Consider the following 18,346-nt stretch of genomic DNA (forward strand, 5'->3'; position numbering starts at 1 on the left):
GAATGCTTATGAGTTCTCTCGACCAAAAAATACTTTTGCCCGGTGGTGCGGGCCTGGTAGGCCAGAACCTGGTGGCCCGCTTGATCGACCGCGGCTATACCAACCTGGTTGTGCTCGACAAGCATCAGGCCAACCTGGATATCTTGAAGAAGGCACAGCCCGGCATTACCTGCGTGTACGCCGACCTGGCCGAACCCGGCGAATGGATGCGCCATTTCGACGGCGCCGACGTGGTACTGATGCTGCAAGCGCAAATTGGCGGCCTCGACTATACGGATTTCCAGCGCAACAACATCGATTCGACCAAGCATATTCTTGACCTGGTCAAAGCCAGTGCCAAGCAGCCCTACCTCGTGCACATCAGTTCTTCGGTCGTATGTTCTGTGGCCGACGACTTTTACACGCGCAGCAAGATCGAGCAGGAGCAAGTGGTCCTTGCCAGCGGCATCGCGTGTCCGATCTTGCGCCCGACCTTGATGTTCGGCTGGTTTGACAGAAAACACCTGGGCTGGCTGTCGCGCTTCATGCAGAAAGTACCGGTGTTCCCGATCCCGGGTCATGGCCGCTACATGCGACAGCCGCTGTGGGCACGCGATTTCTCGGACATCATCATCAGCTGCTTCGAGCAGCGTGTTGGCGGCGGGATCTTCAATATTTCCGGTCACGAAAAGATCGATTACATCGACATCATCCGCATGATCAAGAAGTCGACCGGCGCCAAGACGCCTATCGTCAAGATCCCGTACGGCCTGTTCTATGCGCTGATCTGGACCTGGTCGCTGTTCGACAAGAAACCGCCGTTCACCACCCAGCAGCTTGCTGCGCTGACCGCCAAAGATGAATTTGAAGTGATCGACTGGCCCGGCAAGTTCGGTGTTCCTTACACGCCGTTCGACAAGGCCCTCGATGCCACGTTCAACGATGCGCGCTATAACGCGATTATTCTGGAATTCTGATCATGGGCCAACGTATTGCAGTACTGGGCGCCGGGCCGATGGGCCTGGCCGTTGCCTATCAACTGGCGCGCGACGGCCATCATCCAGTCGTGTTCGAAGCGGACGACCGGGTCGGCGGAATGGCGGCAGCCTTCGACTTCTCCGGCTTGTCGATCGAGCGCTATTATCACTTCCACTGCATCTCCGACACCGCCTTCCTGCAGGTGCTGGATGAACTGGGCCTGCAGTCGAAGATGCACTGGGTCGCTACCAAGATGGGCTACTGGTACCAGAACCGCCTGCAGCCGTGGGGGAACCCGGTTGCGCTGCTGAAGTTCCGTGGTTTGAGCTTTGCGGCCAAATTCCGCTATGGCCTGCACGCCTTCCTGTCCACCAAGCGCAAGCGCGAAGACTGGCGCCCGCTCGATAACGTCGAGGCGACCGGCTGGATTCGCCGTTGGGTGGGCGAGGAAGCCTGGGAAGTGCTGTGGCGCCGCCTGTTCGACTACAAGTTCTATGATCACAGCACCAACCTGTCGGCGGCCTGGATCTGGAGCCGCATCCGCCGCATCGGCACTTCGCGTGCCAGCCTGTGCGAGGAAAAGCTTGGCTACCTCGACGGCGGCTCCGAGACGCTGCTCAACGCAATGCGCGACGATATCGTGAAACACGGCGGCGAAGTGCGCCTTGGCACGCCTGTCGCCAAAGTCGTCATGGAACAGGGCAAAGTGCGCGGCGTCGAGGCTGGCGGGCAGCTAGAGGCGTTCGACAAGGTGGTCAGCACCATCCCGCTGCCGTATGTGCCGCGCGTGATGCCGGACCTGCCGCCAGACGTGCTGGCCAAGTTCCAGTCGGTGAAAAATATCGCCGTGGTATGCGTGATTGCCAAGTTGCGCAAGCCGGTAACGGAGAACTTCTGGCTCAACACCAACGACCCTGACATGGACATTCCTGGCCTGGTCGAATATTCGAACCTGCGCCCGCTCGACGAGCACATCACCTACGTGCCGTTCTACATGCCGGGCGAGCATCCGAAGTTTGCCGACCCGGACCAAGTGTTCCTGGATAAGGTGCGCAGCTACCTGAAGAAGATCAATCCGGGGCTGCGCGACGAAGACTTCCTCGACATGCGCGCCAGCCGCTACCGCTACGCGCAGCCGATCTGCGACCCTGGCTACCTTGACAAGTTGCCGCCCGTGGCGCTGCCGGTAAAGGGCCTATGGGTCGCCGACACCTCGTATTACTACCCGGAGGATCGCGGCATCTCCGAGAGTATCGACTTTGGCCGGAACATGGCGAAAATGGCGGCCCATGCTGAATAAGGAATTCCTGCGATTTCTCGTCGCCGGGGGCATTGCCGCCGGTGCCAATTTCGGCTCGCGCTTTGTCTTCAGCACCTTCCTGGACTATGCGCCGGCGGTCTTCTTTGCCTACCTGGTCGGGATGCTGGTCGCCTTTACGCTGATGCGCGGCCACGTGTTCAAGGCGCAGGACGGGGCGCTTGCATCCCAGGTCGGCAAGTTCGTTGGCGTGAACGTGCTGGCAGTACTCCAGACACTGGCGATCAGTTTGCTGCTGGCGCGCTGGCTGCTGCCCTCACTCGGCATTGTCGAACATGCCGAAGCGCTGGCGCACCTGGCTGGCGTACTCGTGCCAGTGGTTACCAGCTATTTTGGCCATAAGTTCCTGACTTTCCGATGAGCGGGGCTGCGGCGCGACTCCAGTTGGCACTGGGTGATCCACGCATCATCCGGGCCGTCGTCCTGTTTGTCAGCGCCGCGGTGCTGCTTTACCTGTCTGCAATTTTCTGGTTCGGCTGGACGGGGACGGCGGCAGCATTATCGTCCCTTGGCCTGAAAACCATCCTGCTTGCAGCCCTGCTGTCGTCGACTTCTTACCTGTGGCGTTTCGGCCGCTGGGAGTCTTCGCTGCGCTGCTTTGGGCACCAGGTCCCGATGTGGCGCCACCTGGCCATCTACCTGTCCGGACTGGGGCTGACAGCAACGCCGGGCAAGTCTGGCGAGACCTTCCGCTCCGCTTTGCTGCTGCAGCAGGGCGTGCGGGTTTCCCACAGCCTTGCCGCCTTCATTGTCGACCGTGCCAGCGATGTCCTGGGCATGTGCTTGCTGGGCTTTGCTGCGGCATGGATGGCGGGACAGGTGCTGGCCTGGGCCTGGATGCTGGCCTTTGGCATGCTGCTGCTGGGCAGCTGCATATTTGCCGGCTTCCTGCGCCAGCCACATGCCGGAGCCTGCTGGGGCTGGCTAAGCCGCGCTTGGCAACGCCTGCCTGTCAAGAGCGGGCAAGCTGTCCTCGAAAGCTGGGCCGGTGTGTGGAAACTGCCGCGAGTGACGGCTTATTCCGTCGTGGCGATGATTGCCTATGGCACGCAGGCGCTGGTGTTCGCCTGGTTCTGTGCTGCCGCGGGGACTGGGGTGCCTGTCGCCGCCTGCGTCCTGATCTTTGTGCAGGCAACCTTGTTTGGCGCGGCAAGCATGCTGCCGGGCGGTTTGGGTGCCATGGAGGCCGCGCTGGTCATTCAATTGACCGAGCGCGGGGTGGATGGCGGCGTTGCCGTGTCGATGGCGATTGCCATCCGCCTTGTGACACTCTGGCTGGGCATGGCCATTGGCGCCTTGTCCCTGCTGTCTTCGGCAAAGCAGGCCGCACGAAACGCCTAGCTTGGCTTATCGCCCAATATGCGTCTTCATCTTGAACTGCGGGCACATGAACATGGAATTCCCTTTCTCATATGCCAGGCCCAGCGTGTAGTCGCCTGCCAGCTTGGTCACATCGGCAGTGGCCACGTAGCCTGACTGGTTCAATTGCGGTTTGTGGAAATGGGCGCCGACATCCGGGCGCTCGGTCTGTTGGGTTTCGACAAAGTAGCGCGTTCCTTGCTCGCTGGTCAGCATGAGGTAGGTCTTATCTGGCAGTTCCGCTGCGTCGGCCGAAAGTGCCAGCCATCCATTCACGTTCAGCAACGCGGCGGCGGACACGACTGTCTGGGCGGGAGAGACGCCGTTGGCCGAATCGATGCTGCCATCGCATTTCTCGACTAAGACGGGATTGCCAAAACCTGTCCTGTCCTCCACTTGGGCGAAGCCGTATTTGCCAATCACGCCTTCGTCTGCCTTGTATTCCAGCGCGAAGAGCTCGATCTCGAAACTGTTGCGCCAGAATATGTTACGGCCGACAGGTTCGATGCTGATCGATGCGACTGCTTTGCCTTTCAGGAAGTTGGTCCCGGCGTACAGTAGGCCGAAGTCCTCGGTGCTTTCAACCAGCGGCGAGAGGACAAATCCCGCCGCGGCCATGCTCGCAATCATGCGGTATTTTTTTTCAATCCCGTTTGCCGTCGTAACCCGGATTTCAAGCTGGCTCGGTTTGAGCAGGGTGTTCGAGAGTGAGCCGAGCACACTTTTTTGCAGGTTGATCTTTGCATACAAGGCCTTATTGGTCGCCGGCAAAATAAGCTGCTCTCCGAGCGAAGCGGTACGTTTGAGAACGCTGTTCGACTGGGCAGGGGTGATGCTGCCTGGCTGGCGGTGCTTAAGCAGCAGGTAGCCGTTCACAAAAGAAGACGGCTCATAGTCAGATATGAGCACTGGCCAACTCGGACCTTCTTCCAGGGCCGGCAGCCTGCCGTCAATCGGCTGTACTTTAAAGAGGATGTTATCCGGCCTGTTAGGACCGACCAAGTGCTCCTTATTCTTATCGGCCAAGGCAGGCGCATACACCGAGTAGCTCTGCAAAACAGGACGGGGATTCCATTTGTTACCCGATGCAATCAGATACGCCTGGTCGTAAGAATAAATATCGACGGTCCCTTCCAAGGCAGGGACCATGCCACGGGCGTTGAGCTCGGCCAGGCTGCGCGCATAATCTTCCTTCAGCTTGCCTGGCACCGATATCCTCGAAGCCATGCCGGTCCAGGCATTCAGGTAGGTGGATTTGAAGTTGTGGAAAGCGGTCTGGGGAGACGTCTTGATTTGCGCCCTATCGATATATGACCAAGCGGCCGCTGCAACAAGAAAGAGGACGAGCGCCTTATAGCGAGACAGCAGGGTCCCCGCCAGCATCGCCACCAGGAACAGCGTGGTGCTGGCAATCACCGCATGGCCATCGTGCCGGACGAATCCAGCTTTGAATGCGAGGAACAGCACGCACGAAAACATCAGGGCCGCTGTCGAGCGCAGGAATAGCGGCACATCCTTGCGCAAAAATACGAGGATCACAATGGCGCTTGCCTCAGCCGCATAGGCCAGCAACTCCCTTGCGCTGCCGCTGAGAGACATCGCCTCCGTGTATCCGCTGATAATAGGAAGCATGGATTGGAAATAGCGGGGAAGGGCAGCGACAGGCTGGCCAGCCACGCCCCAGAACGCCATCATCGAAACGACGGGAACCAGGCAGCATGCCGCAGCCAACTGGCGCCGTCCGGTTTTCACCAGCAGGAATGCGGAGAATAAAACGATCACGATGCACGCAACCAGGGCGGAGCCCTTGATCAACGGGAGCAGGCCGAGAGGAATGAACAGCGCGACCACGATGGCGGCAAAGGTGCGCGTGCCGGTCTTTTCGATTTCGTCCGCGGCGACCGACCGATAAAGGCTGGCGCCGACAAGGAGGGGGTAAAAGAACAGGAGCGCATCCGGAAAATAGATGAACGCGCCAAGAACAAATAGGAGAGCGAGCTGCATGGTCCAGCTGGCATTCTTGAAATTCCGGTAAACCGCCAGTGCAAACGACAACCCAAGGTACATGGCGCCCCAGATCATCAAATGATCGGTGGCCGGGTGGTATGCCTTCGTATAGATGGCGGCATACGGCCCAAAGGTAAAGGCGATATCGGAACCGATCACCAGTCCCTGCGCGATGGCCTGGTTCATCGCCAGCATCCATGATGGGTCAAGCCCCTCTCCCGGCAAGGCCGGCGAAAAGGGGACGAATACGGCCAGCGCCGTCAATACCAGGAAGATGAGGAAAACGAGATTGGAGGAGATGAACTTGACTCTGCCGCGAAGGGAAAGGGCCACGCCTTGTGCGGGAATGCTCATGTACTTTTTCTCATTAATGCAAGTTGGACGTGTTGCATTTTAAGTCAGCCCCGAGGGGGATGTCATCTGTAAGGCAAAAAACAAAAACGCCACCCGGAGGTGGCGTTCTTTCTGCTTAATCTCGGTGGCCCGGTGCGGAATCGACCGGTTCAAGGCGCGCAATTATAGCGCGGTGCGCCCAATTAGCAGCAAGGCCACAGCGGCGATGCAACCTTCGGCTTATGCCATGCCTTCCTTCAATACAAGCGCGACGCAGTCTTCAATGCTGTGCTTGGCGCTGTCGATAATAACGCCGGGAGCCAGAGGCTCCTCATAAGGACTGCCAAGACCTGACAAATTCGGCAGTTGCCCCGCGCGTGCCTTCTTATATAAGCCTTTAGGGTCGCGTCCTTCGCAAACCTCGAGCGGCGTGTTCAAGTACACTTCCACGAAATTATCGCTGCCGATCAATTCCCGTGCCATTTCGCGTTCGCGCCGGAAGGGCGAAATGAAGGCGGTGATGACGATCATGCCGGCGTCAAGCATGAGCTTGGCCACTTCCGCGACCCGGCGGATATTCTCGACCCGGTCGGCATCGGTGAAGCCGAGGTCCCGGTTCAATCCTTGGCGCACATTGTCGCCATCAAGCACATAGGTGCGCTTGCCGTCTGTATGCAAGGCGATTTCCAGCGCATTGGCGATGGTTGACTTGCCTGAGCCGGACAGGCCGGTCAGCCAGATCACCTTGCCCCGATGCCCATTCAGTTTTTCGCGCGCTTCGCGGTTGATTGACAGCGCCTGCTTGTGTACATTCTGCGCGCGGCGCAGGCTATGCCGCACCATGCCGATCGCAACGGTAGCGTTGCTGAAGCGGTCAATCAGGATAAAGCTGCCAAGCGGTTTCGACTTCTCGTAGTTATCGAAGACCAGCGGCTTGCTGAGTGCGAGCGTGCAATTGGAGATGCTGTTCAGCTCAAGCTGTTTGCAGGCTTTATGCGCAAGCGTGTTGACATCGACTTCATGTTTGATCTTCGTGATGGAGGCTGAGGCATCCTGGGTCGCGAGCTTGATGTGATAGTTACGCCCGACTAGTCCTGGGTCGGAATCGGTCCAGATCAGCGTCGCTTCCATCTGATCCGTCATGTCGAGGGGGGCCTTGGCCAGCGACAAGATATCGCCGCGCGAGGCGTCGATCTCGGTTGCCAGCCGCAGCGTCACTGCATCGCCGCGGGAGGCAAGCTGCAGCGCGCCATCCATGGTCAAGATTTCGGCAATTTTACTGGTCTGTCCCGATGCTGTAACCCGGATTTCATCGCCGACATTGAGCGATCCTTGCGCCATGGTGCCGCTGAAGCCACGGAAGGTGGAGTCGGGCCGGTTCACCCATTGCACCGGGAAGACAGCTTGCTGGCCCCATGGCGCCTCAAGCTTGACGGTCTCCAGGTAGCCCAGCATTGTCGGACCTGCATACCAGGGCATGTTTAGCGAGCGTTCGGCCAGGTTGTCGCCCTGCAGGGCGCTGAGTGGGATGGCAGTGACGCTGGATAAGCTGAAGTTGGCGGCAAAGGCATTGAAGTCCTCACGGATCTGCGTGAAGACGGCTTGGGCATACGCAACCAGATCCATTTTGTTGATGGCCAACACCACGTGGCGCACGCCCATCAGCGAGGCTAGAAAGGCGTGCCGCCGCGTTTGCGTCTGCAGGCCATGGCGGGCGTCGATCAGCAGTACAGCGACATCGGCGGTGGAGGCGGCAGTCACCATATTGCGCGTATATTGCTGATGGCCCGGCGTGTCGGCAATGATGAAGCGGCGCTGGCTGGTGCCGAAGAATCGGTAGGCGATATCGATCGTAATGCCTTGCTCGCGCTCAGCGGCGAGACCGTCCACCAGCAGCGCGAAGTCGATCTGCTCGCCTTGCGTACCGTACTTCTTCGATTCTTTCTCGAGTGACGCCAACTGGTCGTCGAGGAGCTGCTGCGATTCCCACAGCAAGCGTCCGATCAGTGTGCTTTTCCCGTCGTCGACACTGCCGCACGTGATCACGCGCAGCAAATCCTGGCCATCTTGCTGCCGCTGCAGCGTTTCCAGGGTAGTGAGTGGGGCCGCCACAGGAAGGCGTGGTGCGTGCGCTGGGGTCCTGCTGCTGGAGCGTTGCATTTAAAAGTATCCCTCTTGTTTCTTTTTTTCCATGCTGGCAGCGGCGTCGTTGTCGATTGCGCGTCCCTGCCGTTCTGAATTGCGGGCGTGTACCAGTTCCATGATGATCTCGGGCAGGGAATTGGCCGTCGATTCGATCGCGCCGGTCAGTGGATAACAGCCCAGGGTCCGGAAGCGGACTGTTTTCTTGTGGATTGTTTCGCCGGGACCGATCAGCATGCGTGCATCATCCACCATGAGCCACATGCCGTCGCGCCATACCACAGGGCGCTCTTTGGCAAAGTACAGCGGAACGACTGCGATGCCTTCCTGGTGGATGTATTGCCAGATGTCGAGTTCAGTCCAGTTGGATAGCGGGAAGACGCGCACGCTTTCGCCTTTGTTCTTCCTGGTGTTGTACAAATTCCAGGGTTCGGGCCTCTGGTTCTTCGGATCCCAGCGATGGCTGGCAGAGCGGAACGAGAAGATACGCTCCTTGGCGCGCGATTTTTCCTCATCGCGCCGCGCGCCGCCAAATACCACGTCGAACTGATACTGGTCGAGCGCTTGTTTCAGGCCAACCGTTTTGGTGATATCGGTATGCACGCTCGAGCCATGGTCGAAGGGATTGATGTTCCTCTCGATCGCCTCCGGGTTGGTGTGCACCAGGATCTTCATGCCGCTCTCGCGCACCATGGCGTCCCGGAAGGCGTACATTTCCTGGAACTTCCAGCGTGTATCGACATGCAGCAGCGGGAACGGGGGCAGCGATGGATAAAAGGCCTTGCGTGCGAGGTGCAGCATGACCGAGCTGTCCTTGCCCAGCGAGTAGAGCATGCAGGGATTGCCGCCTGTGGCGACTGCTTCGCGCAGGATCTCGATGCTTTCCGCCTCGAGCCGCTTCAGGTGGGGCGACATGCCCAAGACCGGGCCACGTTTGACTTCGGCCTTTGGCGCCAAATAGCTGAGCAGGCAGAATTGGACTTCCCTGGTAGAAGCCAGGTTTCTGCACACGGCGGTCAGCTGACCGTGGGGAAACACGGCCAAGGCTTTTCCGATATGTCCCTGCATTCTTGCCAGTCCGGATGCGACGACATCCGCATTAATTTCCTGTTGCCCTAGCGGCAGCCAATAGCGGGCACCGCGTGCGTCATTGAGATGCAGACAGGCTTGTCCACCGGGCAGGCTGGATAACTGCGCGAAAACGAGCAAAACACGCTTACTGCGGGCTTGACTGATTTCCCATTCCAACACGGCCGGTGTGGGTGGGCGTCCGTCTTCGTCGCTCAGTGAGTCAGGCCCGAGCGATGGCGGCAGCAAACCGAGTTTATGCAGCAGGCGTTCGGCGGTACGTTTGGTCTCGGCAACGCCCAGTTCCTGCAGTTGCAAATAGGCGCTTTCGGTGTCCCAGGGGCGTTCCGAATCGAGATTGAACAACGGGGGAAGAGATGAAGTCATACTATCCTGATTGGTGTCGCAATTTGCAATATCATGGATTCAAGTTTGTTACTTCTGTTTTCGATGATAGCATGTAAATAACAATATCTGAATAATGCATAATGCGACAGAAAATCACCGATGATCTAATGCAGGCCGTAGTTGCTCTAGCGCAAAATGCTGGGGATGCCATCATGGATATTTACCAAGCGGGCGCGCTGGTATGGACAGAGAAGGGCGATTCCAGCCCGCTTTGCCAGGCGGACTTGCAAGCACATGCGATCCTGGTCGCAGGTTTGGCGGAATTGGCACCGGGCATATTGATCGTTTCGGAGGAGGATGGCGATGCCGCTCCCGCACGGCCCATCGGCGGACAGTTCTGGTTGATTGACCCCCTTGATGGGACCAAGGAGTTCATTTCCCGAAATGATGAGTTCACGATCAACGTGGCGCTGGTCGAAGATGGTCGGCCCGTGTTGGGCGTCGTACTTGCGCCTGCATTGAACCTGGCGTATTGGGGCGCCGGCGGGATCGGTGCCTTCCGTGCTGACGCCACGGGCACTAGCACGATCCATGTTGCGCAGGGGCTACGAGCTGGGCCGCTTCGCGTGGTTGCCAGTAAGAGCCATTTGAATGAAGAGACGCAGGAGTTTATTACCGGCTTGGGACCTTGCGAATTGGTGCAAGCCGGTAGCTCGTTGAAGATCTGCCGAATCGCCGAAGGCGTGGCGGACATTTACCCACGGCTAGGACCGACCTGCGAATGGGATACGGCCGCCGCGCAAGCGGTGCTGGAGGCTGCAGGCGGGACAGTGCTTTCCGTGTCAGGGCAGGCGCTTTGCTACGGGAAACCGGAAGTCCTGAACCCGTTCTTTATCGCATCGGCGCCAGGTTGTTATTTGCCCAAGACGCAATAGTCAAACTCAAGGCTTGCGCAAGTAAAACGTTTCCCTCCACCCTTCGTGGTAATCATGCATCGAGTCCGCGTGCTCCGGGTGAGCGAGGAAATGCGCTGTCCAGTCATATTGGCTGCTCGCATAGCCGAAATGTTCCGCCATAAACTGTATCGCCGCACGCGATGGGCGCCCGACTAAAGTATGGCCGTTGCGGGTCAATGAGTCGTCGCAAGCCATTTGCTGATCATCAACCGGTTCCCGAATGAGTTGAATGCCGTAAGGGTTTTTGAAAATCAATCTAGGATCCTGCTGGCCTTGCGGCAGCACTTCCTCTGCCGCAGGAGTTACCTCGGTATCGATGACAACAAACTGGGCACCACTACGCTCGATCCTGTCGAGCAATTCGGCATGCCGGGCGGTGTGATAATAGAAACCCAAGCAAAGCACCACGTCGAAAGACTCACCTTGCAGCTTATCGAAGACATCACCACAGACGAAGTCATAGCGGGATTTCGTAACGTCGTAGTGATTGAACGTCGTCACGGCACTATCAATCAGGTCCTGCCGTGGTTCGATGCCTTTGACATAAGCGGCACCAGCTGCCAAAGCAGCAAATGTCCAGCGGCCGTCATGGCTGGCTATGTCGAGAACTTTCTTGCCGGAGAGCGCTGCTGCGTTGTTTGCAATGATCGCCTGGTGGCGGGCATTTAAGCGGTGCGGGAACGGGCTGGTCTGACTGGTCGCGTAGAACCGGTTGAACTCATTAAAAAAATCCACTTGAACACCTTAGTCGGTTGGCAGGGAGCGTTGCATGTTACACCAGGACGACGCCCTATCTGCCAGAATCGCAAATGGACATCCGTTCTCGATTCCGCGCTTGCGCTGCCAAGCAAATTTACGGTTAGAATTCCCGCAAGGTGAAATTCACGAGCGGTTGTTTCACATTTGTAGCGTTTGGCGTTATCAAGTGATTAAAATTCTCTGCATCCAATCTCTGACCAACTATGGCAAGCCGATGAACTACTGGTTCCCAGGAAGTACCAAAGCGTTCCATGATGCATTCTGATATCGCGATCAAGGTTGAGCATCTGAGCAAGTGCTTTCAGATCTACGACAAGCCGCGCGATCGTTTGAAGCAAATGTTGGCGCGCAACCGCAAGCAGTATTTTCGAGAGTTCTGGGCACTACGCGATGTTTCATTCGAAATCAAACGTGGCGAAACTGTTGGCATTGTCGGGCGAAATGGCAGCGGTAAATCGACACTGTTGCAAATCATATGCGGCACCCTGAATCCGACCAAAGGTAGTGTGCAGACGTTTGGCCGGATCGCGGCGTTGCTCGAACTGGGCTCGGGGTTTAACCCCGAATTCAATGGGCGTGAAAACGTCTACATGAATGCAGCTGTGTTGGGCCTGGCTCAGGATGAGATCGATGCCCGCTTTAACGATATTGTTGCCTTTGCAGATATTGGCGATTTCATCGAACAGCCTGTCAAAACATACTCCAGCGGCATGATGGTGCGACTGGCATTTGCCGTGGCAATCAACGTTGATCCCGAAATTCTTATTGTCGATGAAGCGTTGTCAGTAGGCGATGAACTATTTCAGCGGAAGTGCTTCTCGCGTATCGAAGCCATCCGTGCCAAAGGGGCTACCATTTTGTTCGTTTCGCACTCGGGTGGCACTGTGGTCGACCTGTGCGACCGTGCCATCCTGTTGGACGCGGGCGAACATTTGGCGATCGGGGCACCCAAACAGATCGTTGGGTGGTACCAAAAGCTGATGTATGCGGAACCGGATAAGCAAGCGGCTATGCGTGAACGTATGCGACATGCGAATTTGCCTGCCGTAGCGACAACCGACGATGCAGGCAACGGGAGCGCCAATATTCCGGTGATCGACGTTGCTAGCGAAGAGGAGCCGGAAAGTTTCGATCCGACCCTGGTCCCGACGAGTACTATTTCGTATGAGGTCCGCGGTGCGGAGATCAGCGAACCGAAAATACTTACAATCGCAGGCAAGCACGTAAATAATTTGCGGCGAGGGCGGGCCTATCGGTATGTTTACACAGTGACGTTCAACCGCGATGTGCGCAATGTGCGGTTTGGCATGCTGATTAAGACCATCAATGGTGTTGAGCTTGGGGGGGCAGTGTCGGCCAATGCAGCATTTGATCGGATACCGCTTGTTGCTGCAGGTGCGAAATACAAAGTCGAGTTCAGGTTTAATTGCAGTTTGAACTCTGGGGTTTATTTTTTGAACGCAGGTCTGCAAGGGGATATTGACGGTGTCGAGTCATTCCTCCATCGGCTGGTCGATATTGCGATGTTCAGGGTAGGTCATGAAATGGACAATTTGGCGACTGGGATAATCGATTTTGCTTGCTACCCGGATGCCGAATTGGCTATTGCCGGGGATTGAAAGAATAGAGATGAGTCAATCTACGAAAAAACGGTTGTTTGTAGTGTTGGGGATGCACCGCAGCGGAACAAGTGCGATCACGCGAAGCTTGGCTGTCCTCGGTATTCAGCTGGGAGACCGCTTGTTGCCGCCGGTCGAGGGCGATAACGACAAGGGTTTTTGGGAAGATATCGATCTTCATACCCTCGATATCGAGATGATGAAATTCCTCGGCACGGAGTGGTCGCACGTAGCGATGATTACCCCGGAGGACGTAAGCCGATTGCAGCAGCAGGGATTCTTCTTGCGTGCCGTCGAACTAATAAGAAGAAAGGTTAACGATTCACGTTATTTCGGATTCAAGGATCCGCGCGTCGCGAAGCTGATGCCGTTCTGGCGGGAAGTGTTTGCCCACTGTGATTTTGAAGTTACGTATGTTTTCGCTATGCGCAATCCACTCAGCGTTGCGCGTTCGCTGGGCAAACGCGATGGTATGGCAAGTGAACAAAGCTATTGGGCGTGGTTCGGGCATGTCATCACGGGACTCGTCCATAGTGCTGGTAGTACTTGCGTCATGGTTGACTACGACCGCATGATGCAGGCGCCGGAAAGCGAACTGGTGCGTTTGTCAAAGGCGCTAAACCTGGAAATCGATGTGACTGCGTTACAGGCTTACAAAGATGACTTCCTAGATGATAATTTGCGCCACACGGTGTACGTCGCTGATGATTTGCTGGTTGATGTCACCTGCCCACCACTGGTGCACGAGGTCTATGCAACTTTGCTGGAAGCGGCCTGCGACAGATTGGATTTGCAGGATGCCACTCTTCGAGGAAAAATCGAAGATTGGTTCAAGCAGTATGAACTGCACCAATATCCATTGCGCCTCGCCGACCAATTGGTGAAGCAAAAAGCTGATGCGCGCGCTCACGGCATGCAGCAAGAAGCGCAATTGCGCGTGATGCAACAGAAAAACGAGGAGACTTCGGCCGCGCACCAGCTGGCAATCAGTGAGCGCGACAGGCAGCTTGCTGCTTTTGAAGATCAATTAAATTCCCGTTTGCAGCAGGTTTCTGCGCTGGAGCAGGTTATTGTTGAGCGCAGCGAGCAATTAAATGTGGCCAATGGGGCGTTGGCCGAACGTGAGCTGCGACTGAATGGGCTGCACGCTGCGCTGGCCGAACGCGACGCGCAGCTAAATGAGTTGCGAGCTATCACGACTGAACGCGACGTCCAACTGAGCGGATTGCTTACGGCATTAGGGACGCGTGACGCGCAGCTAAGCGGGTTAACCGCTGCGTTGTCTGAAGCGGAGGCTAAGCACGTTAGCGAGGCGGCGCGCCTACAACAGGCCGTGCTGGATAGCGAAATGCACATCGCTGGATTAAACAAGACAGTCCAGGCACTGCACAGTTCGACCAGCTGGCGTGTAAGCGCACCTATTCGATGGCTGGGTAGCGCGGCACGCGCGTTGACTGGCGTCACGCCATCCTCGCATTAAGGCGCACCGGCACCGTGAGCGCCCAACTGGAAGGTTGGGCGCGACAATCGAGCCTGCCGGGCTTGTAATCGGCAAATCCGTAAAGCTGTTAGATGAAATTCTATGAGCAGAAAGTAAAAACGCCGACCTGCATAGGTCGGCGTTTTATTTCTTATTCTTTGGTGGCCCGGGGCGGAATCGAACCACCGACACAAGGATTTTCAATCCTCTGCTCTACCAACTGAGCTACCAGGCCAAGGCGCGCAATTATAGCAGAGGCTTTTCCCATTTGCCAAGGGCTCGACGGCAAATTAAAGGTTGTCATAAATGCAGTGTGTCCGGACCTTTACTGAGTCACTTCATCTTTTGATAATGGGTCGACAATTTGGTAAAGCGATACCGGGCCAATCTGATGTACTAGGGTAAAGGATTCCGCGAACCCTGGCTGGGTGTTGATACCCCGCCAGCGCTCGGCGTGGATCAACAGGCTGGAGTAGCCGGAATGGCGTAAGGCCTTGGACAGATCGGCTGGAGCGAGTCCGGCAAAATCCCGATAACGTCCAGGTCCAAAATGATCGCCCCCAGTTCGCAGCGGCGCGTAATAGAGTGAGTCCTCCAGGCCAAACTGATAGGTGCGGCCCATCGGATGTTCACGCAAATATGCCAGCACCGGGTAGCCCGTAATTTCCCTTTGCAATATAGCTTCGCGGGCGGCCGCAGTCGGCGCTACCATTTTCCAGCTTTTGTATCCCATCTTCAGCGCAAAAGGCAGGACGAGCAGAAGCGCAATGATGATGCAGGCCGCTGCTGCTTTGTTTTGTAGTCGCGATTCCGGTCCGCGAGCAAGCCGGCTGCAGAAACTCACGAATAGCCAGTGCCACACAGCGGCCGCCAACAGTGCCAATACGGGATAAAACGGCATCAGGTAGCGTGGGTAGCGCGAAGTCAGCAACCAGACTGCAAGTCCAGCGCCAGACAGTATCATGGCGGCCCGCGCAACTGGCAGGCGACGCACATTGGCGATAAATGGTGCTAGCAACGCCGGCCAGATAATCCAGCTTGGCACACCCGCGTTGCGCTTGATATCTTCAAGTTGGAGCTGATAATCCCCCAGATTCCAGTCGCTGAATCCGAATACCTTCCCCCCGAGAGGATTGAACGGGTCTCCTGTTAGAACGTAGTTTCTTCCATACCAATATGCGCATGGAAGGAGCAGGCTGATTGTGGCAATAAGCCAGTTGCGGGGTGAGCGCGTGTGGATCAGCAAAGCGAAAGCCATCAGAGGCAGTAATTGAAGCGCCTGGTATTTGCTGCCCGCTGCGACGCCAAACAGAAAGGCTGAAGCAGCCAGCAATACGCCTCGCTGGGGCTGCTGTTGCCATTGGTGGAAGACCAGGCAGCCTGTGAAAACAAACAGCATGACACTGGTATCCAGCATCGCGCCATCGAATTCGTTACGCACCAACCTTAGTAAGATGAGGGCGGCTATGCTGGCTACGGCTTGGCCGGCATAGCGCTTGCCCGCCAGGTAAACCAAGGCAGCGCAGAGCCATGCTGCCAGTGCGTTGATCAGGTGGGGCATCACGTCGTCATAGACGATCATGGCCGCACTGAAGAGCAGATTGGTATTGAATGGGTGCCAAGGAGTGCGCAGCCATTCGTTAACGGTTAGCCTGCCGTTCAGTACCCACTGCAGGGCTTGCGGCAGGTGGCTCTGCACTTCATCCCAAGCCAGCGGCGGGCAAAGAGGGTCGATGAGGGTTGGCAGGATCAGCAAGGCGAACAGGAGCAGCGTGCCGCGTGCAGTCCAGTTTGCGGCATGCCAGCGCTGAGACATGGACGGGCCAGGCCGTACAGGTAGCGCGCGCCATTCGAGCACGCACAGGCATAGACCGAGCATGAGCGTGGCGACCACAGGCGCCAGGCGCAACAGACCTGCGAGTGCCAGCAATTGCATTCCATAGATATACAGACCGATGCCGAGTGCTGCCGCAATGCCATGCCACAACATCGCCCCCTCAGCTTCGAGTTGCGACGCGCTTGAATCGAAACGACGCAGCACGGACCGGCCGGCACCCCAGCAGGCGCATAAGAAAATAAGCAGGGCGAGGTAATGAGTTGCCGCGTAGGCGATTTTATCAATCATGTAAGAGGGAGCGCGTCGTAGTAGCGGGGTGACGCTTGTAAAGTTATCAAATGGAATTATTGGGCATGCATACTTTGCACGTCAAGATTAGCAGCTGGACTGGCTTGGCGGGCCTGACGGGAGTACAGTGCGCCAGAATGTTGCCATGGTTGCGGCAAATCTCGATCCGGGACATATTGCATTCATGCGCAGGGGCGTCTTGATCAACGAGAGCAGTTGAGTCACGGCATGCCCCCGCTTGTGCGCGCTATTGGCTGTCGCTGAGGACTGCCGCCGTGTCACGGTCTTGTACCGGAAGTGAAGTTGCAGGTGAACTTGTTACCTTGAGCGCATGCCCGAGTGACGCGTACAGCCAACCCCGGTGCCATTGCGGGCGAGAAGCTGGAGGCGGGCGAATAAGCGCGATCATGTTCGACACTATGCGTGTGCTGCCTTTACACCGAGGCCAGCTTGTCGGGCGTCTATAGCGAACCTGTGGCCCTGTATTGGTCACCGTCATCTTGGGATGCGCCATCGCGAGAGCAACGACAACTGCGAGCCCGGAGCAACAGGCTGGCGGCACTTCAGGACATATATTGGGGTCACGCCCAGGCAACGCCAATCTGGAACTTCAGTGCATGGCCGGACAATGATGAGCCGCATGGGTGAACAAATACCTGCGCGCAGCTTTATTCTTGCCAGCCTCGTTGTTAAACGTCACAGCCCGACCCTGAAGCAGTTTGGCCAACGTTTGGAGGCCAACGGTCGCTCCAAAAATGGCCATGGCTGGAGCAATCATGTGTAGCGAATATGATTTACGGAGTAGGTAGTCAGGCAAAAGGGGCTTGCTATTCAAGACGGTATCAGACCCCACCTTTCAAGGTGCGCGCTGGCGCGATTTGAGTGTGATGCCGTCGGCGTCGAACAGCAGCACGTGCTCGCCCATGTGCGGGCGGCCGTCGGCGCCGGGTGCCAGGTGGCTTGGCGGGCTTGATTGGTACAGCCAGACTTCGCGCCCGCTGTCGAAGCGTCTGCTGAGCTGGGGCGGGCCGAGCGTCGACAATGCCGCAGTACGGTCGCGCGGTGCGGCCAGGCTGGCGGGTGGCGGATCGTCCATGTATTCAAAGTGCAGCAGGGTATCGTCGGGCCAGGAGCGGTCCCATACCGGCGCCATGTAACTGCGGTCCAGCAATACCTGGCAGTCGCAGAAAGGCATTTCAGCGGCGGGCGGATTGCCGGCATACAAAGCGTGGAAAGGGAGCGTTGCATGCCGTTCGTCGGCCAGCAGGGTGACGGAGAATAATGGCTTTTCTGTGAAGAACAGATAGTTGCCGTGCGGGTCGTTGCACACCTTGTCCGCGCTGCGCAGGAATTCATCGAGCCAGGCAAACAACTGGGCATTGTTCGATACCAGCCCTGCCTCCATCCCGACCAGGCATTCCAGCCGCAGGTCGCCCAGGCGCCGCATGCCGTCCGGTACGCCCGGGCTGCGCACCTCGGCGCGCCAGGTCATCGACAAGGTCTTGCGGTTGGCCAGCACGGCGGCGTCTTCGCGCCACAGCAGCTCTTGGTAGTCCAGCGTGAAGCTGTTGTCGGCGCCGATCGGGACGTCCATGCTGCTGGTATCGCCCACCACCTTCAGCTTGATGCCCTGCATCGCGGTACCCGGCTGGCGCGGCAGAAGGCGGAAGCGCAAGGTGGCCTGCGGTGCCAGCGCGTGCTCGCGCTTGAATCGCTCAATGCCTTGCAGCATCTTGCGGTAGGACTTGTCCACCGGCGAGCGGGTGCTGGGGACTTCTACCGTGGGGATCGACAAGGCCAATGCCAGCAACATAGTCGTTTTCCACATAATTGCAGATTGTGGCATTCTCCTGAAATCCTCGCACAATCAATGCG

At 57.4% G+C, this 18,346-nt stretch carries 14 protein-coding genes and 1 tRNA gene; 8 read left to right on the forward strand and 7 right to left on the reverse strand.

Annotated elements, in window-relative coordinates:
- The first annotated feature begins 8 nt into the window (after positions 1–8).
- The 4 genes from ASE26_RS26735 to ASE26_RS26750 are packed head-to-tail and all read left to right on the forward strand — an operon-like array spanning position 9 to position 3,616.
- Positions 9–956 carry an NAD(P)-dependent oxidoreductase gene (locus ASE26_RS26735; RefSeq protein ID WP_057247257.1) on the forward strand — a complete coding sequence of 316 codons (948 nt, stop codon included), beginning with the start codon at positions 9–11 and terminating at the stop codon, positions 954–956.
- Positions 956–2,257 carry an NAD(P)/FAD-dependent oxidoreductase gene (locus ASE26_RS26740; RefSeq protein ID WP_200960847.1) on the forward strand — a complete coding sequence of 434 codons (1,302 nt, stop codon included), beginning with the start codon at positions 956–958 and terminating at the stop codon, positions 2,255–2,257. The genes ASE26_RS26735 and ASE26_RS26740 overlap by 1 nt, the downstream gene beginning before the upstream one ends.
- The gene (locus ASE26_RS26745) at positions 2,247–2,636 is read left to right on the forward strand and encodes a GtrA family protein (RefSeq protein WP_055938601.1); all 390 of its coding nucleotides are present in this window, start codon (positions 2,247–2,249) and stop codon (positions 2,634–2,636) included. The genes ASE26_RS26740 and ASE26_RS26745 overlap by 11 nt, the downstream gene beginning before the upstream one ends.
- Positions 2,633–3,616 carry a lysylphosphatidylglycerol synthase transmembrane domain-containing protein gene (locus ASE26_RS26750; RefSeq protein ID WP_057247259.1) on the forward strand — a complete coding sequence of 328 codons (984 nt, stop codon included), beginning with the start codon at positions 2,633–2,635 and terminating at the stop codon, positions 3,614–3,616. Before ASE26_RS26745 ends, ASE26_RS26750 begins: the two co-directional genes overlap by 4 nt.
- A 6-nt stretch (positions 3,617–3,622) precedes the next feature.
- Here the strand turns inward: ASE26_RS26750 and ASE26_RS26755 are convergent, their stop codons facing one another.
- The 3 genes from ASE26_RS26755 to cysD form a co-directional block, all read right to left on the reverse strand.
- Entirely contained in the window at positions 3,623–5,995 is a 2,373-nt protein-coding gene (locus tag ASE26_RS26755; protein WP_156410016.1) for a hypothetical protein, read from the reverse strand.
- Positions 5,996–6,214: 219 nt separating this feature from the next.
- On the reverse strand, positions 6,215–8,134 hold the full coding sequence (gene cysN, locus ASE26_RS26760; protein WP_057247261.1) for a sulfate adenylyltransferase subunit CysN: 1,920 nt from the start codon (positions 8,132–8,134) through the stop codon (positions 6,215–6,217).
- A complete protein-coding gene (cysD, locus tag ASE26_RS31310; RefSeq protein WP_200960848.1) occupies positions 8,135–9,031 on the reverse strand; it encodes a sulfate adenylyltransferase subunit CysD in 897 nt (298 codons plus the stop codon). It lies immediately after the preceding gene.
- A 641-nt stretch (positions 9,032–9,672) separates the two neighbouring features.
- On the opposite strand from cysD, the gene cysQ reads away from it, so the two are divergent.
- Positions 9,673–10,467 carry a 3'(2'),5'-bisphosphate nucleotidase CysQ gene (gene cysQ, locus ASE26_RS26770; protein ID WP_057247262.1) on the forward strand — a complete coding sequence of 265 codons (795 nt, stop codon included), beginning with the start codon at positions 9,673–9,675 and terminating at the stop codon, positions 10,465–10,467.
- A 6-nt stretch (positions 10,468–10,473) separates the two neighbouring features.
- On the opposite strand, the gene ASE26_RS26775 is transcribed toward cysQ, so the two are convergent.
- Positions 10,474–11,223 carry a bifunctional 2-polyprenyl-6-hydroxyphenol methylase/3-demethylubiquinol 3-O-methyltransferase UbiG gene (locus tag ASE26_RS26775; protein WP_057247263.1) on the reverse strand — a complete coding sequence of 250 codons (750 nt, stop codon included), beginning with the start codon at positions 11,221–11,223 and terminating at the stop codon, positions 10,474–10,476.
- A 275-nt stretch (positions 11,224–11,498) separates the two neighbouring features.
- On the opposite strand from ASE26_RS26775, the gene ASE26_RS26780 reads away from it, so the two are divergent.
- Both ASE26_RS26780 and ASE26_RS26785 read left to right on the forward strand, forming a co-directional pair.
- Positions 11,499–12,866 (forward strand): ABC transporter ATP-binding protein, encoded by a 1,368-nt coding sequence (locus tag ASE26_RS26780; RefSeq protein ID WP_373922436.1) that lies wholly within the window; start codon positions 11,499–11,501, stop codon positions 12,864–12,866.
- 10 nt (positions 12,867–12,876) lie between these two features.
- Positions 12,877–14,346 (forward strand): sulfotransferase family protein, encoded by a 1,470-nt coding sequence (locus ASE26_RS26785; protein WP_057247264.1) that lies wholly within the window; start codon positions 12,877–12,879, stop codon positions 14,344–14,346.
- A 159-nt stretch (positions 14,347–14,505) separates the two neighbouring features.
- Here the strand turns inward: ASE26_RS26785 and ASE26_RS26790 are convergent.
- Both ASE26_RS26790 and ASE26_RS26795 read right to left on the reverse strand, forming a co-directional pair.
- Positions 14,506–14,581, reverse strand: a tRNA-Phe gene (locus ASE26_RS26790).
- 90 nt (positions 14,582–14,671) lie between these two features.
- Positions 14,672–16,471, reverse strand: a complete 1,800-nt coding sequence (locus ASE26_RS26795) for a glycosyltransferase family 39 protein (RefSeq protein ID WP_057247265.1) — start codon at positions 16,469–16,471, stop codon at positions 14,672–14,674.
- A 505-nt stretch (positions 16,472–16,976) separates the two neighbouring features.
- Here ASE26_RS26795 and ASE26_RS32220 point away from each other — a divergent pair.
- Positions 16,977–17,255, forward strand: a complete 279-nt coding sequence (locus tag ASE26_RS32220; RefSeq protein WP_082591487.1) for a transposase — start codon at positions 16,977–16,979, stop codon at positions 17,253–17,255.
- A 72-nt stretch (positions 17,256–17,327) separates the two neighbouring features.
- On the opposite strand, the gene ASE26_RS26800 is transcribed toward ASE26_RS32220, so the two are convergent.
- A complete protein-coding gene (locus ASE26_RS26800; protein WP_229208215.1) occupies positions 17,328–18,284 on the reverse strand; it encodes a hypothetical protein in 957 nt (318 codons plus the stop codon).
- Positions 18,285–18,346: the final 62 nt, after the last annotated feature.

Source organism: Duganella sp. Root198D2, from assembly GCF_001428585.1.
Classification (GTDB): Bacteria; Pseudomonadota; Gammaproteobacteria; order Burkholderiales; family Burkholderiaceae_D; genus Rugamonas.

What these genes read in the sequence shown, in the direction of transcription:
- ASE26_RS26745 (WP_055938601.1), top strand. Translation starts at nt 2,247, where the DNA reads ATGCTGAATAAGGAATTCCTGCGATTTCTCGTCGCCGGGGGCATTGCC.
- ASE26_RS26750 (WP_057247259.1), top strand. Translation starts at nt 2,633, where the DNA reads ATGAGCGGGGCTGCGGCGCGACTCCAGTTGGCACTGGGTGATCCACGC.
- ASE26_RS26785 (WP_057247264.1), top strand. Translation starts at nt 12,877, where the DNA reads ATGAGTCAATCTACGAAAAAACGGTTGTTTGTAGTGTTGGGGATGCAC.
- cysN (WP_057247261.1), bottom strand. Translation starts at nt 8,134, where the DNA reads ATGCAACGCTCCAGCAGCAGGACCCCAGCGCACGCACCACGCCTTCCT.
- ASE26_RS32220 (WP_082591487.1), top strand. Translation starts at nt 16,977, where the DNA reads ATGCGCCATCGCGAGAGCAACGACAACTGCGAGCCCGGAGCAACAGGC.
- ASE26_RS26795 (WP_057247265.1), bottom strand. Translation starts at nt 16,471, where the DNA reads ATGATTGATAAAATCGCCTACGCGGCAACTCATTACCTCGCCCTGCTT.
- ASE26_RS26735 (WP_057247257.1), top strand. Translation starts at nt 9, where the DNA reads ATGAGTTCTCTCGACCAAAAAATACTTTTGCCCGGTGGTGCGGGCCTG.
- cysD (WP_200960848.1), bottom strand. Translation starts at nt 9,031, where the DNA reads ATGTCGCCCCACCTGAAGCGGCTCGAGGCGGAAAGCATCGAGATCCTG.
- ASE26_RS26780 (WP_373922436.1), top strand. Translation starts at nt 11,499, where the DNA reads ATGATGCATTCTGATATCGCGATCAAGGTTGAGCATCTGAGCAAGTGC.
- ASE26_RS26755 (WP_156410016.1), bottom strand. Translation starts at nt 5,995, where the DNA reads ATGAGCATTCCCGCACAAGGCGTGGCCCTTTCCCTTCGCGGCAGAGTC.
- cysQ (WP_057247262.1), top strand. Translation starts at nt 9,673, where the DNA reads ATGCGACAGAAAATCACCGATGATCTAATGCAGGCCGTAGTTGCTCTA.
- ASE26_RS26800 (WP_229208215.1), bottom strand. Translation starts at nt 18,284, where the DNA reads ATGTTGCTGGCATTGGCCTTGTCGATCCCCACGGTAGAAGTCCCCAGC.